A 19,865-nucleotide genomic window follows, 5' to 3' on the forward strand; every position below is an offset into this window, starting at 1 on the left:
AGGATGGCGGTATCTTATTGATCCGCCACCAGAGTGTCAAGTAGGTGTGGTGCGAGTTTGTTCAAAATATAACAGAACAGTTCAGCGGTCTTTTGAGTGTCGTATAAAGCCGAGTGGGCCTCTTTACCATCGAACTCAATCCCAGCTTGAATACATGACTTCGCAAGAACAGTCTGACCAAACATCACAGCACTTAGGGTGACGGTGTCAAATACTGAAAAACTGTGAAATGGGTTTTGATTTTTGGTTCCTGTACGTGCAATCGCTGCTTGTACAAAGCCTAAATCAAAGTGGGCGTTATGACCAACCAAGACCGCATGTGTACAGTTATGTTGGCGACGAACTTCATTGACGGCTTTAAAAATACGTTTTAATGCTGTTTTTTCGTCTTCAGCCATAGCCATGCGCATGGGATTAAAGGGATCAATACCAATAAAGTCCAATGAGCGACGGTCTAGATTTGCACCTTCAAAGGGGTTGATATGCGCATGATGTGCAGGACCCGGTACAAATTGACCTTCTTCATTATAAATAATCGGAATTGCAGCAATTTCCAATAAGGCATCGGTCTGTGCATTAAAACCTGCTGTTTCGACATCGACAACAACAGGTAGAAAACCACGGAAACGCTGACCAATTATTGGCAATGTTTCATTTGTCACACTTTTCTCCATTGAATGGTTTTACCCGCATACAGCGGAATAATGTGTTCACCATCCAAATAGTCTAAACTCTCAGGGATGACTTGGTCTTCTTTTACCAGTGTAATTGTTGAAGTATTGCGCGGTAGACCGTAGAAGTCTGCACCAAAGTGGCTGGCAAAACCTTCAAGGCGTTCAAGTTTACCCACTTGATCGAATGCTTGAGCATAAAGTTCAATTGCCGTTGGTGCGCTGTAGCAACCTGCACATCCACATGCATTTTCTTTGGCATTTTTAGAGTGTGGTGCACTGTCTGTGCCTAAGAAAAACTTAGGGTTGGCACTGGTCGCAACTTCGAGCAAAGTTTGCTGATGCGTTTGGCGTTTTAAAATGGGTAAGCAATAGAAGTGCGGTTTAATGCCACCAACCAACATATCATTACGGTTAAACAGTAAATGCTGCGGAGTAATGGTTGCTGCTACATTACGATCTTGTTCTAAAACAAAGTTAGCCGCTTCGCTGGTGGTAATGTGTTCTAAAACCAACTTCAGTTTTGGAAATTGTTTCAGCAAAGGAGAAAGAACTTCGTCTAAGAAACGTTTTTCACGATCGAAAATATCGACATGATTGTGTGTAACTTCGCCGTGCAGAAGTAATGGAACCTGATGTTCTTCAAGTTGCTCAATAACAGCATAGACTTTACGTATGTCACTGACGCCATTGTCTGAATTGGTGGTCGCGCCAGCAGGGTAGAGTTTAATGGCATTTACAAACTCAGAGTTTTTAATTTTCTTGACTTCTTCAGGCGAAGTTGTGTCAGTAAAATACAACACCATGCGCGGGTCGAAGGCATTGCCTTCTGGTACATGCGCCATGATGCGTTCACGGTAGGCATTCGCTTCCTCAACCGTTTTAACAGGCGGTACGGTATTTGGCATACAAATAGCGCGTGAAAACTGTTGAGCTAAATCGGGAACCGTACGTTGTAATGCAAGACCATCACGAAGGTGAGCGTGCCAGTCATCTGGCTGGAGGATCGTAATCGTATTCAAGGCGATTTCTGTCAAAGAAATAAAACAGATGATAATGCATATACGCCAAAAATGATAATGACAAATAAAGGCATCTTGTCTGATTATTATGATTCATCTTTGTAAATTTGTGTTATTTTTAAGCAACCACAAGAATTAAATCTGGTCTGGTATGGAATATAAATACAACCTAGCCAAACTTCAGTACGATAAAGAAAAAATGGAAGAGCTGATTACACGACACAACCGTCGTATTGGTCAGGTTTTTCCTCAGAAATTAGAACAAGAGTTTTGGCGATTAAACTTAGAGCGCGCGCGTCGCAATATAAATGACTTTCTGTGGTCGGGTGTTTTGGCTTATTTTATTTTTGCCATTTTAACGATTCCAGGGGATTATTGGATTATTGAGCAGTCTCATTTTAAACAAGATTTTATTCATTGCTTGCTGGGCCTGCTAAATGGTGCAGTTTGTCTTTTATTCCTTTATGTTTTTTCACATTATACCAAACTAAAGCCTTTTTTTGCCTATGCAGCCATGTTTGCTGTGTTTTGGGCCGTAGTCTCGACGACTTGGTTGACCATGTCGGTACATACCGAAGCTTTGCGCCATCAAGCAATGATGATTATCTGCATGATTTATGTATTGGGGTTTTTACTGACTGGAGTAAAACCAGGATATGTTTTTATCGCAGGCATAGTAGCTGCTGCCGTTTCATTTTTAGTGCTCATTTCAACTTTAGTTAAGTTTGATGCGATCGTGATGGGGCGTGTGATGCTTGGTAGCTGTTTGCTGGGGTATATCATTAGTCGTATGATTTATGCTCGCGAGCGCATCATTTTTTTAAATATTCGCCGTGCTAAAATTAGTGAAAAAATACATCGAATACATACTTCAGAATTGCTGCATTTGAGTCAGAATGATGAGCTGACGAAGATATCAAATCGGCGTAATTTTGACGAAATGATGGATACATATTATGAGCAATCACGTCAGGATGAAACACCTTTGTCGATTTTGTTTATTGATGTTGATTTTTTCAAAAAATATAACGACTGTTATGGTCACCAAAAGGGTGATGATGTGATTTCATCGATTGCAAAGTCTATTAAAAATGCGATTCGACATATGGATTTTGTGGCACGTTATGGTGGCGAAGAGTTTGTGGTGTTATTGCCAGAAACCGACGCACATGGCGCTTATGCGGTGGCTTCAAATATTTACCGAGCGATTGAGCGTTTGGAAATTCCTCATGAAATGTCTGAAGTATCACCATTTGTGACCATTAGTTTAGGGATCACGGTCTTTAAAGGTGAGGTGGATTTGAGCAAAGTCGAGTTACTGGGGATCGCAGATCAGGCTTTATACCGCGCCAAGCAATTGGGGCGTAATCAAATTTATTATCAGCCTTTAACCACATCGACGTGTATAGAATGAATCGCTAAAATAAAAAAACCGCTCTTATGAGCGGTTTTTTTGACATTCAACAAACTTATTTGTTTTTGTCTTTTAACTGTGGAACAGCAGAACCAGTACCTACAGCTAATAAACCAGTATTGGTATAAATACCAAGTTTCGCACGAGTATCGGTAATGTCCAAGTTACGCATCGTTAACTGACCAATACGGTCCATTGGCGTAAACATTGAATCGCCTTTCTCCATCGTCAAGCGCTCAGCTTCATAAGTGAGGTTTTCAGACTCAGTGTTCATGATGGTGTAGTCATTACCACGACGAAGCTCTAAAGTTACTGTACCAGTGATGGCTTTCGCAACCCAACGCTGTGCAGTTTCACGAAGCATTAATGCTTGAGAGTCGAACCAACGACCTTGGTAAAGTAAACGACCTAAACGTAGACCGTTAATACGATACTGTTCGATTGTGTCTTCGTTATGAATACCAGTCACCAAGCGCTCATAAGCAATATGTAGAAGTGCCATACCCGGTGCTTCATAAATACCGCGAGATTTTGCTTCAATAATACGGTTTTCGATTTGGTCAGACATACCTAGACCATGACGACCACCAATACGGTTTGCTTCAAGAATGAACTCAACAGGGTCTTCGATACGTTGACCATTGATTGCAACAGGGAAGCCTTCCTCAAAGGTAATTGATACTTCTTCAGCATCAATTTTTACATCATCTTTCCAGAATGCAACACCCATGATTGGGTCAACAATTTTGATCCCTGCATTGAGGTATTCAAGATCTTTTGCTTCATGGGTCGCACCCAACATGTTTGAGTCAGTTGAATACGCTTTTTCTTTTGACATTTTGTAGTCAAAGCCGTTGTCGATGAGGAATTGTGACATTTCCGCACGACCGCCCAACTCATCAATAAAGGTTTGGTCTAACCAAGGCTTATAGATTTTAAGTGCAGGGTTAGTTAACAAACCATAACGGTAGAAACGTTCAATATCGTTTCCTTTATAAGTTGAACCATCACCCCAGATGTTGACGTCATCTTCTTTCATTGCGGTAACAAGCATAGTCCCTGTTACTGCACGACCCAATGGCGTCGTGTTGAAATACGGTACACCACCAGTTGAAATGTGGAACGCGCCACATTGAATCGCAGCAATACCTTCAAGTGCAAGCTGTAAACGGCAGTCAACTAAGCGAGCTTTTACTGCGCCATACGCTTCCGCTTTTTTAGGAATCTCATCGTAGTCGTCTTCATCAGGCTGACCTAAGTTTGCTGTATAAGCATAAGGTTCTGCGCCTTTTTGTTTCATCCACAAAAGTGCAGCTGAAGTATCTAGACCACCAGAGAAGGCAATACCAACTTTTTTGCCAACTGGGACATTCTGCAAGATAGTTGCATTATCAGTCATTGTTAATCCTAACGATATAAATATAGGCACCGAGAATGGGTGGCCTGAAAGAATACATATGTCCGAGATTGTAGCACTTTTCCAAATGGTTTTTCTAAAAAATCATAGGACTTCAAAAATATTAAAGCTCATGTGCATATCGATACTGTTGAAAAATTTCTGGATAAAATCGGTTTCTATATTGTGTGCTCACTTTTTGTCTTTTTAGGAGGCGTTTAAGCTGTAAATTAATCAGAAAAGAGGCGAAATTAGTTGGTTTTAAATTGGTATTACCAATATTGTGTGATTTTTCCATTTTTTGAGTATTAAGCTGGATTTAAATTCGGTGATTATTTTTTATATTATTAGACTAAAGTCTAAAGTTGGCATTATTTACATAAAAATATCAGCAAAAACAATGATTTTAATTTGATTGAAATATGATCTAGTTTGTAAAGGTAGTTAATATTGGTCATACCAATATTAACTTTTAATTGAAGTTTTACTTCATTTTAAATCAAAATAAGCCAAGCATAAGTCATTATTGGTTTGTTTCTCTTTACGGTTGCTTATATTGGTCTGTCCAATATTGGCAAAAGTGCCAATAATATGCTCAAAATTAAATCTTAGTAAGCATTTCAAGGAGATGACAATGCTTCAATGGCAGCAAATGTATGACCCGATGGGGAATATTTGGATTTCAAGTCTAATTGCACTGATTCCGATTATATTCTTCTTTTTGGCGCTCGCGGTATTTCGTTTAAAAGGCAGTGTGGCAGGTACGATCACTGTTGTACTTGCACTTCTTGTCTCTTTATTTGTCTATAAGATGCCGGTGCTGATGGCATTCGCATCGATGGCTTATGGTTTCCTCTACGGTCTATGGCCGATTGCATGGATCATTATTGGTGCGGTATTCCTGTATAAAATTTCAGTGAAGACAGGCCAGTTTGACATCATTCGTTCTTCTATTCTCTCAATTACTGAAGATCAGCGCTTACAAATGCTGTTGGTGGGTTTTGCTTTCGGTACCTTCTTAGAGGGTGCTGCAGGCTTTGGGGCTCCTGTGGCGATTACCGCAGCATTATTAGTCGGTTTAGGCTTTAAACCGTTATATGCAGCAGGTCTATGCCTAATCGTAAACACAGCACCTGTGGCTTTTGGTGCGATGGGTATTCCAATTATCGTTGCTGGACAAGTCTCTGGTGTCGATACGATGGAAATCAGCCAAATGGTGGGCCGTCAGCTACCATTTATGGTGCCAATCGTGTTGTTCTGGATTATGGCAATCATGGACGGCTGGCGCGGCGTTAAAGAAACATGGCCAGCAGTTGTGGTAGGTGCAAGTAGCTTTGCAATTGCACAATACTTAACTTCTAACTTTGTTGGTCCAGAATTACCCGATATTACGGCTGCAATTGCATCCCTGATTTCTTTAACAATTTTGTTTAAATACTGGCAGCCGAAGCACATTTTCCGTTTTGCAGATCAAGATGCAACGATGAGTGAAGATGTGGCTGCACAAAAACAGAAAAAATACACTGTAGGACAAATTGCAAAAGCATGGTCTCCATTCGCAATTTTAACTGTGATGGTGACGATCTGGAGTGTGAAACCGTTTAAGGATTTATTTGCCAAAGACGGTGCATTGCATGATCTCGTGATTTCAATCAAAGTACCATTTTTGCATCAAATGATTCAAAAAATGCCACCTGTGGTTGCTGAAATTAAAGACTATGACGCGATTTACAAGTTTGATTGGATTTCAGCGACAGGAACTGCGATCTTTATTGCAGCATTGATCACCATTGCCTATTTGAAGATGAAACCGAAAGATGCTGTGGTAACTTTTGGTGAAACTCTGAATGAGTTGAAAGTTCCCATTTATTCAATTGGTATGGTGTTGTCTTTTGCTTTTATCGCAAACTATTCGGGTATGTCTTCGACCTTGGCTTTGGCCCTTGCACATACAGGTTCGGCATTTACGTTCTTCTCGCCTTTCTTGGGTTGGTTGGGTGTATTCCTCACGGGTTCAGATACTTCTGCCAATGCACTGTTTTCAGCACTTCAAGCCACTACGGCTCAGCAAATTGGTGTGCCAGAAGTTTTACTGGTGGCAGCAAATACCAGTGGTGGTGTGACCGGTAAGATGATTTCACCTCAATCGATTGCGATTGCGTGTGCGGCGGTAGGACTGGTTGGTAAAGAGTCTGATTTATTCCGTTTTACCTTAAAACACAGTATAACGTTCACAATTATGATGGGTATTATGATTACCCTACAAGCCTATGTGTTCCCATGGATGATTCCGTAACACAAATGGTGTATCAACGTTAAGGAAAGCAGATGAAAGTCTCTGATAAAGCTGTACAAAGCCTGCGTGTATTGATTGAACAAAGCAATATGCAAGTTGGAGACCGTCTGCCTGCTGAAAGAAAACTGTGTGAACAGCTTCAAGTCTCTCGCTCTTCTTTAAGAGAGGCCATTTCGCAGTTGACCAGCATGGGTATGTTGGTCAGCAAAGTGGGGGCGGGGACTTTTTTAAAACAATTACCAGCAACTTGGTCCAGTTATCAAATCGTACAACCGATTAGTAATTTGATGAGTGAGGATCCTGCCTACCGATTTGATGTGCAAGAGGCGCGCATTATTTTAGAAGGTGGAACAACTTGGTATGCAGCACAACGCGCAACCCAAGAAGATCTGGTGAACATCCGACATCATTATGATCAGATTAACCATTTTCAGGCTTTGGGAAATGATGACGAGGCGGCTCGCGCAGATGCGAAATTTCATTTGGCGATTGCTGAAGCATCTCATAATTTGGTTTTGATTCAGATGATGCGTGGTCTGTTTGATTTGTTGCAGTTCAACGTCGCTTTGGGACGCCGAAAAGTCTATAGCGAAGCACACCGTTTTGATCAATTGCATGATCAGCACTTTCAAGTCATGAATGCAATTGAACGTCGTGATCCAGAAGCTGCACGTAAAGCAGTCTGTGGACACATTGAGTTTGTAGTACAACAGGTGCGAATGATTGATGAGGAAGAAGCTCGTCGTCAGCGCGCCAGTCGATTAAACAGGATATAAGCATGATTATTTCTTCTGCCAATGACTACCGTGAAGCGGCACGACGTCGTTTACCGCCATTTTTATTCCATTACATCGATGGTGGTGCGTATGCAGAATATACCCTGAAGCGTAACGTAGAAGATTTATCAAAAATTGCTTTGCGCCAGCGTGTACTGAACGACATGTCACAGTTAAGTTTAGAGACAAAACTGTTTGATGAAACTCTGTCGATGCCTGTTGCATTATCTCCTGTGGGTTTAACAGGCATGTATGCACGCCGCGGCGAAGTTCAAGCTGCGGTCGCTGCAGATAAAAAGGGTATTCCGTTTACACTGTCTACCGTTTCAGTATGTCCAATTGAGGAAGTGGCACCTGCGATTCAGCGTCCAATGTGGTTCCAGCTCTATGTACTACGTGACCGTGGTTTTATGAAAAATGCCTTGGAACGTGCTAAAGCAGCAGGCTGTTCAACCTTGGTGTTTACCGTGGATATGCCTGTTCCGGGCGCGCGTTACCGTGATGCCCACTCGGGTATGAGTGGCCCAAATGCAGCAATGCGCCGTTATATGCAGTCATGTTTCCACCCACATTGGGCGTGGAATGTCGGCATGATGGGACGTCCGCATGACTTGGGCAACATTTCTAAATACTTAGGTAAGCCTACAGGCCTAGAAGATTATATTGGTTGGTTAGGTTCTAACTTTGATCCGTCTATTTCATGGAAAGACCTTGAGTGGATTCGTGAGTTTTGGGATGGGCCAATGGTCATTAAAGGAATTCTGGATCCTGAAGATGCCAAAGATGCAGTGCGTTTCGGTGCAGATGGGATTGTGGTTTCAAACCACGGTGGTCGTCAGCTGGATGGCGTTTTATCTTCTGCACGTGCACTTCCGCCAATTGCAGATGCAGTCAAGGGTGATATTAAAATCCTCGCGGATTCGGGTATTCGTAATGGTTTAGACGTGGTACGTATGCTGGCGTTGGGTGCGGACACGTGTATGCTCGGTCGTGCTTTTGTTTATGCACTCGGTGCAGCAGGCGGTGATGGTGTTTCAAATCTATTGGAACTGATTGATAAAGAAATGCGTGTGGCAATGACTTTAACAGGTGCAAAAACCATTGCTGATATTACGTCTGACTGTTTAGTGAAGTTAGAGCGAGAGTTGGCTGAGTAAGTTTTTAATAATTTCTATTGTATGAAAATGGATAGTGTGAAGTTGTTTTAATTCACAATGTAAATCTCCCCTGACCCCTCTTTATAAAAGAGGGGAATATTGCAAATTAATTGATTGTAAAATTTGCAATACTCTCCCTTTGTAAACGGAGGGGCTTGTTTTTACTTGAATTGATCTAGGTAAAAGAAAAGTCCCCTTTTGGAAAAGGGAGATATAGGGGGATTTCAAATATGGAATTGATCTTTGCACTTTGAATTTGAATATAAGAAGTTAAATAAATGAATAAATAAACATTATTCCTTAATTAAAATTTGGAATAGGAAAACTCCTTATGCAAACTCAATTATCTCCACAGCAAACTATTCAAAAACTCATCACCATTGTTGGTAAACAACACGTTTTAACTGACGATAAAGACACACGTTTATACCGCCAAGGTCGTCGTTACGGTGCAGGAAAAGTACTGGCTGTTGTTGCACCTGGGTCATTACTGGAACAGTGGCAAGTATTGCAAACAGCTGTTGATGCAGATTGTATTGTAATTATGCAAGCAGCCAACACAGGTTTGACTGGTGGTTCAACACCTTTTGGCGATGAATATGACCGTCCTGTGGTTTTGATCAGCACGCGTCGTTTGGTTGGCATACAGGTCATTAATGACGGTCAGCAAGTGATTTGTCTACCCGGTGCAACACTAGATCGACTTGAAAAAGAATTGGTGCCATTTAATCGGGAACCACACTCGGTGATTGGTTCATCGTGTATTGGAGCTTCAGTTTTAGGTGGTGTCTGTAATAACTCAGGCGGTGCTTTAGTACGTCGTGGTCCTGCTTATACTGAACTGGCATTGTATGCCCGTGTCAATGATGATGGTCAGTTAGAGTTGGTGAATCATTTAGGGGTAAATCTCGGAGAAACACCTGAAGAAATCCTGAGCAAACTTGAAACAAAAGATTATCAAATCGGCGATATTATCAATAACTCAGGCTGCTGCGCATCGGACCATCGTTATGGACATGATGTTAAACAAGTGGATGAAAATACGCCCGCGCGTTTTAATGCCGATCCTTCTCGTTTATATGAAGCATCGGGTTCAGCAGGTAAAGTATGTGTCTTTGCCGTACGTTTGGATACGTTTGAAAAAATTCCAAGTCAGGTATTTTACGTGGGTACAAATTCACATGATGATTTGACTGAAATCCGCCGTTTTTTACTAAAAGATTTGCCGCGATTGCCGATTGCAGGGGAATATATCCACCGCGTGGCTTATGACATTGGGGCGGAGTACGGTAAAGACACCTTCATGTTCATTGAAAACCTAGGCACAGCTAAAGTGCCTGCTGCATTTGCAATGAAAGATAAAGTCGATGCGTACTTAGAAAAATTTGGTATGAAGGGGCTGTCAGATAAAGTCCTGCAATTGATCACCAAATTTTTGCCCAATCATTTACCGAAACGGATGAATGCGTTCCGTGATTTGTATGAACATCATTTGGTTATCCGGATTGAAAATCAAGATGTCGAGCAAGTTGAAAGCTTTTTAAAACGTTATTTCCAAGACAAAACCTCAGGTGATTTTTTCCACTGTAGCGAGGAAGAAGGACGTAAAGCATTTTTACATCGCTTTGCTGTTGCTGGTGCAGCAATTCGCTATCGGGATACGCACCGTTCAGAAGTTGAAGATATTGTGGCTCTGGATATCGCATTGCGTCGGAATGATCGAGAGTGGGTGGAAACCTTACCCAAAGAGATGGATGAGCTGATTGTTCATAAACTCTATTATGGTCACTTTTTATGTCATGTTTTTCATCAGGACTATATTGTGAAAAAAGGCGTAGATCCTTTGGCGATGGAACACCAAATGTGGCATTTACTGGATGCTCGTGGGGCAGAATACCCAGCCGAACATAATGTCGGACATTTATATGTAGCAAAACCTGCACTACGAACGCATTATGAAAAGCTTGATCCTACCAATAGTTTTAATGTGGGCATTGGTCAAACCAGTAAGCTGAAGCATTGGCAGTAAAGGGCTTTGGTCTAAAAAACTAAACCAGTGAGGGCAACGTCACTGGTTTTTTATTGCCTATGTTTTTGAGCGCTCAGTTGAATTGACCGTAGATGCCAAGAATTTTTTATAAATTGTCATCCCATTATTTTAAAAAACAGCTAAAGTAGTATGCAACAAGTTGCAAAGCCAAAGATAAGGATTCATGATGACAACCAATAGCTATGCACATATTTTAAAACCCTTACATTTGGGTTTTACCACCATTAAAAACCGTGTGGTAATGGGCTCCATGCATACGGGCTTGGAAGATCGTTTTTATAATTATCCAAAATTGGCAGCATACTTCGGTGAGCGTGCTAAAGGTGGAGTCGGCCTGATCATTACAGGTGGAATTTCTCCAAACCGTCAAGGTTGGCTGCTACCTGCGGGTGGAACGATGAATACACTGGGGGATATTGCTCCGCATCGTCTAGTGACACATGCCGTACATAAGCATGGTGCAAAAATTCTCATGCAAATTTTGCATGCTGGACGTTATGGCTACCAACCCTTTGTGGTTTCTGCCAGCCCAATTAAATCGCCAATTTCGCCTTTTAAACCGCGTCAAATGTCTGAAAAACAAATTTTGAATACCATTAATGACTATGTTAACTGTGCCAGTCTTGCCAAAAAGGCGGGCTATGACGGTGTGGAAATTATGGGTTCAGAAGGTTATTTACTGAATCAATTCTTAAGCCGTCATGTGAATCAACGTGAAGACCGTTGGGGTGGACCGATTGAAAACCGTATGCGTTTTGCGGTCGAAATCGTCAAAGGGATACGTGCACAAGTTGGTGAGAAATTTATTATTTGCTTCCGTTTGTCATTGCTAGATTTAGTGCATGATGGCAATACCATGCAAGAAGTGATTACCATTGCGCAAGCAATAGAAAAAGCAGGCATTACCTTATTGAATACAGGAATTGGCTGGCATGAAGCGCGAATTCCGACCATTGTGACTTCTGTGCCACGTGCTGCTTTTGTTGACTATACTGCGGAAGTGAAAAAGCACGTGGCTGTGCCAGTGATTGCTTCAAACCGTATTAATATGCCAGACACGGCAGAAGAGATTTTGGCATCTGGCAAAGCTGATATGGTGCAAATGGCGCGTCCCTTATTGGCCGATGCTTTTTGGGTGAATAAAACAGCAACCAATCGTGTAGACGAGATCAATACGTGTATCGCTTGTAACCAAGCATGCTTAGATCATACTTTTAAAAATCAGCGTGCAACCTGTTTAGTCAACCCACGTGCAGCGTTTGAAACAGAGTTGGCTTATTTGAAAGCGAAACAACCGAAACGAGTTGCAGTTGTTGGTGGTGGTGTCGCAGGTATGTCTGCAGCGACGGTTGCAGCCAGTCGTGGACACCGAGTGACTCTGTTTGAAGCAAGTCATGAGGTGGGTGGGCAGTTCAACTTGGCAAAAGTTGTACCCGGTAAAGAAGAGTTTCATGAGACCATTCGTTATTTCAAAGTACAGATTGAAAAAACTGGCGTCGACTTACGTTTAAACACCAAGGTGAATCGTGAGCAGCTTGAGCGTGAAGGCTTTGAAGAAATTATTATAGCTACAGGTGTTGTGCCACGTGCATTACGTATCGAAGGGAGTGATTCACCGCAAGTCTTGTCTTATGCAGAAGTGTTACGCGGTGCACCTGTCGGTCGAAAAGTTGCGGTGATTGGTGCTGGAGGGATTGGTTTTGATGTGTCTGAGTATTTATTGAAACCAGAGCATCAACCTCAGCCACAACCACTTGCAGATTGGCAACGTGAATGGGGCGTAGATCCAAACCCGAATTATGTTTCTGAAGGAGGCACGCAGGTCGCAGAAGTTCATCCGCGTGTTCGTGAGATTTATTTATTACAACGTAAAACCTCTGCACTTGGAGCAGGTTTGGGTAAAACTTCGGGTTGGGTACACCGTGCACAGTTGAAAAAGCATGCAGTACGTATGTTGCGTGGAGTTCAGTACAAAGCTGTGACTAATGAAGGGCTTTGGGTGGGTATGGCAGGACAAGATCAATTGCTACGTGTTGATACTATCGTTGTATGTGCAGGACAGGAGTCAGTGAAAGATCTGATGCCAAGTGCTGAGCAAAATACGTTAGCCAATTATCACATTATTGGTGGTGCTAAACTCGCAGCTGAGTTAGATGCAAAACGTGCCATTCGTGAAGGTGCAGAAGTTGCTGCAAAATTGTAAACGTTTGATGAAACAATATGCAGTTGGTTGCTTCAAGGTGAATTTTCACTTGTCATTGAAACAAAAGCTCCGTATGATGGCGCACATGGAAGCGTGGCAGAGCGGTTTAATGCACCGGTCTTGAAAACCGACGAGGGCTTATACCCCTCCGTGAGTTCGAATCTCACCGCTTCCGCCAAATTTGAAAACAACAAAGCCCTGACAATGTCAGGGCTTTGTTGTTTCTAGGCTTATGTAACGTAAGCCTTTAGTAAGAATAATAAAAACTTGTTTGAATTTAAATTATTTTTCAAGATTAAATACAATCTCAAATTGGATACCGTCCCAAATAGTTAATTCACCGATCCAATTGGTTTTTGCATTAAATCTTTTGGGGTATTGGCTGCCATCTTTACCATCTAAAATATTTTGAAAATCTGAGCTTTTATCGAGCATAGCTATAATGGGTCTAATTTTTAATTTTTCTTTTAATGCAAAATCAAGGTTTTTCTTAAATTCATTACGTCCATTACCAGTCCATCTATCAATACGGTCACGATAAACTTGTTTTCTTTCAGTTGGATGTTTAGATAATAAAGGTTTATGACCCCATAAACTAACAATTAGCTCATTATTAGAGCTAATTGAAGATACTGACCAGTTCGGATTTTTCAGATCAGCATCAAATTTTTTAAACTCAGAAACGATACCCACAATAATACTCATATTCAAATTAATCCTTATTTAAGATATGCTGATCGGCATAAATTACAAGTATTTAAGGTTAATAAATGTCTGATACTCCGACTGTTTGGGGTGTACACATGGGCGTACATGTTGGAACTGAGCCAGTTGAAAAAAATTACATTGTTAGTGGCAGTGAACTTTGTTTCACCAATATCTAAAATTATGATTTTATTATATTTATTTTTATTGAAATTTTAGAAAATCCATTGAAAATCAGTATCTTGCAAAATATTTATGCAACAAAGCCAATCTATATTGAACTAGCCTTTCAAGGATTCAGTTTTTCAGCATGAAGATAAAACATCGTGACAGTTTATTCAGATGTATTGCTGAGCAACATAGTGTTGCGCTTGTGCAACGGTTATCATAGAGTCAACAAAGCGTTGGAAGACATTATGAAAATCGTGGCAGATGAAAATCTCGCATTTACCGATTATTTTTTTGCCGAATTTGGTGAAATTGAGCACAAAGCAGGGCGTACTTTAACGCATGCCGATGTTGTAGATGCCAAAACACTGTTGGTGCGTTCTGTGACACGCGTCAATCAAGCATTAATCAATAACACTACACTTCAATATGTAGGTAGTGCAACCATTGGTACAGACCATTTAGATATTGAAGCTATTGAGAAACAGAATATTCAATGGGCGAATGCCGCAGGTTGTAATGCACAGGCGGTAGCTGAATATGTGATTACTGCTTTGCACCATCTCAAGCCAGCATTGCTGAATGCTGAAGAAAGTTTTACTTTGGGCATTATTGGTCTAGGAAATGTCGGTTCTCGCTTAGCTTATATGGCCAAACTATTGGGCTGGAATGTGATCGGTCATGATCCTTTTGTACGGCAAGATGCGATTCAGCAGGTCGATTTAAATACCTTATTAAGTACTGCCGATGCGATTTCATTGCATGTGCCTTTAACCAAAATAGGATCACATCCAACCTACCATTTGTGCAACGCCGAAGCTTTGGCTGCGATGAAAGCGACAGCAATATTGATTAATTCTGCACGTGGGCCTGTGATTGAAGAGCAAGCTTTATTGGCCGACATCGAAAAAACACAGCGCAAAGTGGTATTAGATGTCTTTGAACATGAGCCTGTGATTTCTGAACAAGTGTTGAATGCGGCGAGTCTGGTGACGCCACATATCGCAGGTTATAGCTTAGAAGGCAAAGCGCGTGGTACACAAATAATCTATGAGGCTTTCTGTAAAACCTTTCACTTTGAAGCACATAAAAGTTTCGAGTCGCAGTTGCCTGTATGTGCTCAATATTTTGAAGGGCAAGATTTGAAATCTGCACTTCAACAGCATTTAAATGAAATTTATCCAATTTTACGAGATGACCAAGCCTTACGTTCTTGCTTAAAAGAGGGAATGATCGATCAAAAAGCCTTTGATCATTTAAGAAAAATTTATCCATTACGCCGTGAATGGGCTGCACACGGAGGACCAAAGGCATGAGTCACGACGTGATCCATTATCAGCCAACCTGTGACTTAAAAGCCATGCGTGCTCGCGCGCAAATGTATAGCCAAATTCGCCAGTTTTTTGCTGAACGTGAAGTACTTGAGGTTGAAACCCCGATTTTATCTCAGGCTGGTGTGACCGATGTGCATTTGGCTTCAGTTCAAGCGCAGCGCCATCTACAAGGCAAACAACAAACGCATTATTTGCAGACTTCACCTGAGTTTGCCATGAAACGCTTACTCGCTAGCGGTAGTGGGCCGATTTATCAAATCTGTAAAGTTTTCCGTGATGATGAACATGGCCGTAAACACAATAGTGAATTTACCATGCTGGAATGGTATAGACCGAATTTCAGTTTGAAGGATTTGATGTTTGAAGTGACAGATTTATTAAATGTCACATTAAAGCAGCGTTTTGGTGAGGTCCGTCCTACCATTTTGAGCTATAAGCATGCGTTTATGGATCGTTTGGATTTGAACCCGCTACAAGCCAGTTTGAAAGAGTTAAAAGACTGCTGTAACCGTGTAGGTTTAAATTTGGACTTGGGTGATGACCGACTTGGCTATATCGATTTGCTCTTTTCACATTTTGTAGAGCCAAGTCTAGGTTTTGATACGCCTGTATTTCTGACCGATTTTCCGCCAGAGTTGGCCTCGCTTGCCAAAACTAAAACGGATGAAGACGGTGAATTAGTTGCAGCACGTTTTGAGTTGTATATTGAAGGTTTGGAACTCGCCAATGCGTATGATGAATTGATTGACGCGAAGGTGTTGCGTTCACGTTTTGAAGTCGATAATGCTGAACGTGAAAAATTAGGCTTACATGTGATGCCAATCGATGAGTTTTTATTGGCTGCTTTGCCTCAAATGACGGCATGTGCAGGTATTGCGTTAGGTGTGGATCGTTTGTTAATGATTGCAACAGAACAGATGCAGTTGGAAAAAGTCATTACTTTTCCCGCATCCATTTCTTAAGTGAAATTAAATAAAGCGCCGATTGTGGCGCTTTATTTGAGTCGATCAAGTTTTAACTGTATTGAGACTTCAGCTCTCCAATTGCGTGTATTCGACGTTCAATCAGCATTTCACCAATATCAGGGCCTTTGATATCCGCAGGCAGGTCTTGTGCTTTGATATTTCGCACCACATCCATCACCTTTAAAATATATGCAGACTGTGGGTATTCACGATCTTCAAGCCCTAAACGACCACGTGAGTCACATTCACAAGCTTGTACAAAGGCTTCAACCCGTTCTGGACGACGTAGTACATCTAAGCGTTGCAGCAAGCGCCACAAAGTGCCTGGTTTTAAGGTCAGGGCTTGATGACATTTCAAATGTTCTTTACAGACCGTAATTGCGAGCTGCTTCATCTGCGTTGGGACTTTTAGACGCTCACACACTTCTGTCACAGGCTTGACCCCACGTTCTTCATGCATGATATGACGCGGTAGTTCGTCCACAGGTGTCAAAGCTTTGCCTAAGTCATGTACTAAAACAGCAAAACGAACATCCAGTGCGTAGTTGGCACGACATGCTTGCTGCAATGACATCATGGTATGAATACCACAGTCAATTTCTGGGTGATACTCAGGACGCTGTGGAATACCATAAAGTGCCGCGATTTCTGGAAAAAGTACTTTTAAAGCACCACAGCGACGTAGCACTTCAAAGTATTCATCGGCATGATCTTCCATCAGAGCACGTGAGGTTTCTTTCCAAACGCGTTCAGGAGTCAGTGCCTTTAGTTCACCCGAGTCTGCGAGTTGCTGCATTAGTGCCAACGTTTCTTCGGCCACCGTAAATCCTAGGGTTTTATAACGTGCAGCAAATCGTGCAACACGCAGGACACGTAGTGGGTCTTCTACGAAAGCATCAGAAACATGCCTTAAAACACGGAGCTCTAAATCGCGTTGGCCGCCATAGGGGTCATACAGAGTGCCTTCATCATCCATGGCAATAGCATTGATGGTGAGGTCGCGTCGAATTAAATCTTGTTCTAAGGTAACGGTAGTGTCGGTATAAAACTCAAAGCCATGATACCCATGCCCTGACTTACGTTCAGTACGGGCAAGCGCATATTCATCTTTGGTTTCAGGATGTAAAAAAACAGGAAAATCTTTACCTACAGGTTGGAAACCCTTGGCAAGCAGTTGTTCAGGCGTTGCGCCGACAACTACATAATCTTTTTCGTGATAGGGGTGACCCAGAAGCTGATCTCGGACCGCACCGCCTACTAAATAAACTTGCATGAAAAAACCTCTATTCTTGCAGTCATCATGCTACAGAATAGAGGTTTTCTCAAGTCACAAGATACGAGTATAACGACAAACAATTATTCGCCGTTTTTCTCCGCTTCTTGAATTTCCGCTACAGTCAGCGCAGTCATATTCACTAAACGACGTGTTGTTGCTGTCGGTGTCAAAATATGAACTGGTTTCGCTGCGCCAAGTAGGATAGGGCCGATGGTGACATTATTACCTGAAGTTGATTTCAACAGGTTAAATGAAATGTTGGCTGCATCCAAGTTTGGCATGATCAATAGATTCGCAGAACCTTTGAAGCGCGAGTTTGAGTATGCAAAGTTACGGATGTTTTCATCCAATGCCGCGTCCGCATGCATTTCACCTTCAACTTCAAGTTCTGGCGCGATTTGCGTCAAAATCTCAAACACTTTACGCATTTTTTGTGCGCTTGGGTCGGTCTGGTCTGAACCGAAGCTTGAGTGAGATAGTAGCGCTACACGTGGTGTCATACCAAAACGACGCACTTCTTCAGCGGCTAAAATAGTCATTTCAGCCAGTTGTTCAGCCGTTGGATTACGGTTGATGTAAGTGTCAGCAATGAACAGGTTGCGGTCTTCAAGCATTAAAGCATTCAATGTAAAGAAAGAGTTGTGACCTTCTTTTTTACCTATGATGTTTTTAACGAAGTCTAAGTGAATGTCATAGCTTGAATACGTACCACATAGCATACCGTCTGCTTTACCATGTTTCACTAACATCGATGCGATCAAGGTTGAACGACGACGTGCTTCACGTTGCGCATATTCAGGTGTTACACCTTTACGCTGCATAAGCGTGTAGTAGTCATCTGCAAACAATTCGTAGTCAGGATTTTTTTCTTGATCGACAATCGTGATGTTCACACCATGTTCAAGACGTAAGCCTAACTTTTTAATGTTTGCTTCAATAACCGCAGTACGACCGACTAAAATTGGTTTTGCAAGATCTTCATCGACCGCAATTTGTACTGCACGAAGTACGCGTAGGTCTTCACCTTCAGCATAAGCGATACGTTTCGGATCAGATTTTGCTTGAGCAAAAATAGGTTTCATCATCAGTGCTGAGTTATAAACAAACTCAGAAAGACGTTGACGGTATGCAGAGAAGTCTTGAATTGGACGACTAGCAACACCTGAATCCATGGCTGCTTGTGCAACAGCAGGTGCAATTTCTAAAATCAGACGCTGATCAAGTGGGCGTGGAATTAAGTAATCACGACCAAAGGATGCAGATTTTTCACCATAAGATGCCGCATCTGCTTCAATGTGTGCCATACGCGCAATCGCATAGACACATGCAATTTTCATCTCTTCATTGATAGTGGTTGCGCCTACATCAAGAGCACCACGGAAAATGTAAGGGAAGCAAAGTGCGTTGTTCACTTGGTTTGGATAATCTGAACGACCTGTCGCCATGATTACGTCATCACGAACTTCGTGTGCATGTTCAGGCAGAATTTCAGGATCTGGGTTGGCAAGTGCGAAAATAATTGGATCTTTCGCCATCATCTTAACCATTTCTTTGGTTAAGATGCCCGCAGCAGATAAACCGAGGAACATGTCTGCGCCTGCAATCACGTCAGCCAGTTGAGTGCCTTCAACATCTTGTACATAACGTTTTTTAGAGTCGTCTAGACCTTCACGTTTTGTTGTAAGTAGACCTCGTGAGTCTGCAACAATAATATTTTCTTTTTTTGCACCAATGGCACAAAGTAAATCTAGGCAAGACAGAGCTGCAGCACCTGCGCCTGAAGCGACGATTTTAATTTCTTCAATTTTTTTGCCGTTCAATTGCAAAGCATTCAGTAAAGCAGATCCAACGATAATGGATGTGCCATGCTGATCATCGTGGAACACAGGGATATTCATACGTTCACGAAGTTTTTGTTCAATATAGAAGCATTCTGGTGCCTTGATGTCTTCAAGGTTGATACCACCAAAAGTCGGTTCTAATGCAGCAATAATATCGACAATTTTGTCAGGATCATTTTCTGCAATTTCGATGTCAAATACATCAACACCTGCGAATTTTTTAAATAAAACGCCTTTACCTTCCATGACAGGTTTAGACGCAAGTGGACCAATATTACCTAGACCTAAAACGGCGGTACCATTTGTGATTACAGCAACAAGGTTCCCACGTGCAGTATAAAGCGCTGCTTTTGAAGGATCTTTTTCAATTTCAAGACATGGTGCTGCGACACCAGGTGAATACGCCAAGGCTAAATCGTGTTGGTTGACCAGCTGCTTGCTAGGTGTAACGCTAATTTTCCCTGGGGTTGGGAATTCGTGATAATACAAAGCTTGCTGTTTTAATGATTGATCGTCCATCTGAATCTCTTTGTAGCGTGGGTTAGCCAGCGGAGCTGGTAGTTTTTAGTAGACAAGACCGAATATACCATT

At 41.9% G+C, this 19,865-nt stretch carries 14 protein-coding genes and 1 tRNA gene; 9 read left to right on the top strand and 6 right to left on the bottom strand.

The window, feature by feature from the left end; translation table 11 throughout:
- Positions 1-14 precede the first annotated feature (14 nt).
- Positions 15-674, bottom strand: a complete 660-nt coding sequence (rnt, locus tag ACG9ZB_RS05135) for a ribonuclease T (RefSeq protein WP_419324582.1) — start codon at positions 672-674, stop codon at positions 15-17.
- Positions 659-1,693, bottom strand: coding sequence for a dihydroorotase (pyrC, locus tag ACG9ZB_RS05140; protein WP_062034500.1), 1,035 nt, complete (start codon positions 1,691-1,693; stop codon positions 659-661). The genes rnt and pyrC overlap by 16 nt, the downstream gene beginning before the upstream one ends.
- A gap of 151 nt (positions 1,694-1,844) precedes the next feature.
- On the opposite strand from pyrC, the gene ACG9ZB_RS05145 reads away from it, so the two are divergent.
- Positions 1,845-3,107: a GGDEF domain-containing protein gene (locus ACG9ZB_RS05145; RefSeq protein WP_419324584.1), complete on the top strand. Its 1,263-nt coding sequence runs from the start codon at positions 1,845-1,847 to the stop codon at positions 3,105-3,107.
- Positions 3,108-3,162: 55 nt separating this feature from the next.
- Here ACG9ZB_RS05145 and argG read toward each other — a convergent pair whose 3' ends face one another.
- A complete protein-coding gene (argG, locus tag ACG9ZB_RS05150; RefSeq protein ID WP_419324586.1) occupies positions 3,163-4,506 on the bottom strand; it encodes an argininosuccinate synthase in 1,344 nt (447 codons plus the stop codon).
- Between the two features lie 625 nt (positions 4,507-5,131).
- Here argG and lldP point away from each other — a divergent pair.
- From lldP to ACG9ZB_RS05180, 6 genes are all read left to right on the top strand, one after another.
- Complete coding sequence (gene lldP / locus ACG9ZB_RS05155; protein WP_419324588.1) at positions 5,132-6,799, top strand: L-lactate permease; 1,668 nt, start codon at positions 5,132-5,134, stop codon at positions 6,797-6,799.
- A gap of 32 nt (positions 6,800-6,831) precedes the next feature.
- Positions 6,832-7,575, top strand: coding sequence for a transcriptional regulator LldR (gene lldR, locus ACG9ZB_RS05160; protein ID WP_004694009.1), 744 nt, complete (start codon positions 6,832-6,834; stop codon positions 7,573-7,575).
- 2 nt (positions 7,576-7,577) lie between these two features.
- Entirely contained in the window at positions 7,578-8,732 is a 1,155-nt protein-coding gene (lldD, locus tag ACG9ZB_RS05165) for an FMN-dependent L-lactate dehydrogenase LldD (protein WP_419324590.1), read from the top strand.
- Between the two features lie 331 nt (positions 8,733-9,063).
- Entirely contained in the window at positions 9,064-10,761 is a 1,698-nt protein-coding gene (gene dld / locus ACG9ZB_RS05170) for a D-lactate dehydrogenase (protein WP_419324592.1), read from the top strand.
- 187 nt (positions 10,762-10,948) lie between these two features.
- Positions 10,949-12,985, top strand: coding sequence for an FAD-dependent oxidoreductase (locus tag ACG9ZB_RS05175; protein WP_419324794.1), 2,037 nt, complete (start codon positions 10,949-10,951; stop codon positions 12,983-12,985).
- Between the two features lie 87 nt (positions 12,986-13,072).
- Positions 13,073-13,163 (top strand) — tRNA-Ser (locus ACG9ZB_RS05180).
- A gap of 104 nt (positions 13,164-13,267) precedes the next feature.
- Here the strand turns inward: ACG9ZB_RS05180 and ACG9ZB_RS05185 are convergent.
- Positions 13,268-13,690 carry a hypothetical protein gene (locus ACG9ZB_RS05185; RefSeq protein WP_419324594.1) on the bottom strand — a complete coding sequence of 141 codons (423 nt, stop codon included), beginning with the start codon at positions 13,688-13,690 and terminating at the stop codon, positions 13,268-13,270.
- Positions 13,691-14,106: 416 nt separating this feature from the next.
- On the opposite strand from ACG9ZB_RS05185, the gene ACG9ZB_RS05190 reads away from it, so the two are divergent.
- Both ACG9ZB_RS05190 and epmA read left to right on the top strand, forming a co-directional pair.
- Positions 14,107-15,174 carry a 4-phosphoerythronate dehydrogenase gene (locus ACG9ZB_RS05190; protein ID WP_419324596.1) on the top strand — a complete coding sequence of 356 codons (1,068 nt, stop codon included), beginning with the start codon at positions 14,107-14,109 and terminating at the stop codon, positions 15,172-15,174.
- Complete coding sequence (gene epmA, locus ACG9ZB_RS05195; protein WP_419324598.1) at positions 15,171-16,154, top strand: EF-P lysine aminoacylase EpmA; 984 nt, start codon at positions 15,171-15,173, stop codon at positions 16,152-16,154. Before ACG9ZB_RS05190 ends, epmA begins: the two co-directional genes overlap by 4 nt.
- A 52-nt stretch (positions 16,155-16,206) precedes the next feature.
- Here epmA and ACG9ZB_RS05200 read toward each other — a convergent pair whose 3' ends face one another.
- Together ACG9ZB_RS05200 and ACG9ZB_RS05205 are read right to left on the bottom strand one after the other, a co-directional pair.
- Positions 16,207-17,430: a multifunctional CCA addition/repair protein gene (locus ACG9ZB_RS05200; protein WP_419324600.1), complete on the bottom strand. Its 1,224-nt coding sequence runs from the start codon at positions 17,428-17,430 to the stop codon at positions 16,207-16,209.
- Between the two features lie 83 nt (positions 17,431-17,513).
- Entirely contained in the window at positions 17,514-19,793 is a 2,280-nt protein-coding gene (locus tag ACG9ZB_RS05205; RefSeq protein WP_419324602.1) for an NADP-dependent malic enzyme, read from the bottom strand.
- Between the last annotated feature and the right edge of the window lie 72 nt (positions 19,794-19,865).

The organism is Acinetobacter johnsonii, from assembly GCF_048551975.1.
GTDB lineage: Bacteria > Pseudomonadota > Gammaproteobacteria > Pseudomonadales > Moraxellaceae > Acinetobacter > Acinetobacter johnsonii_A.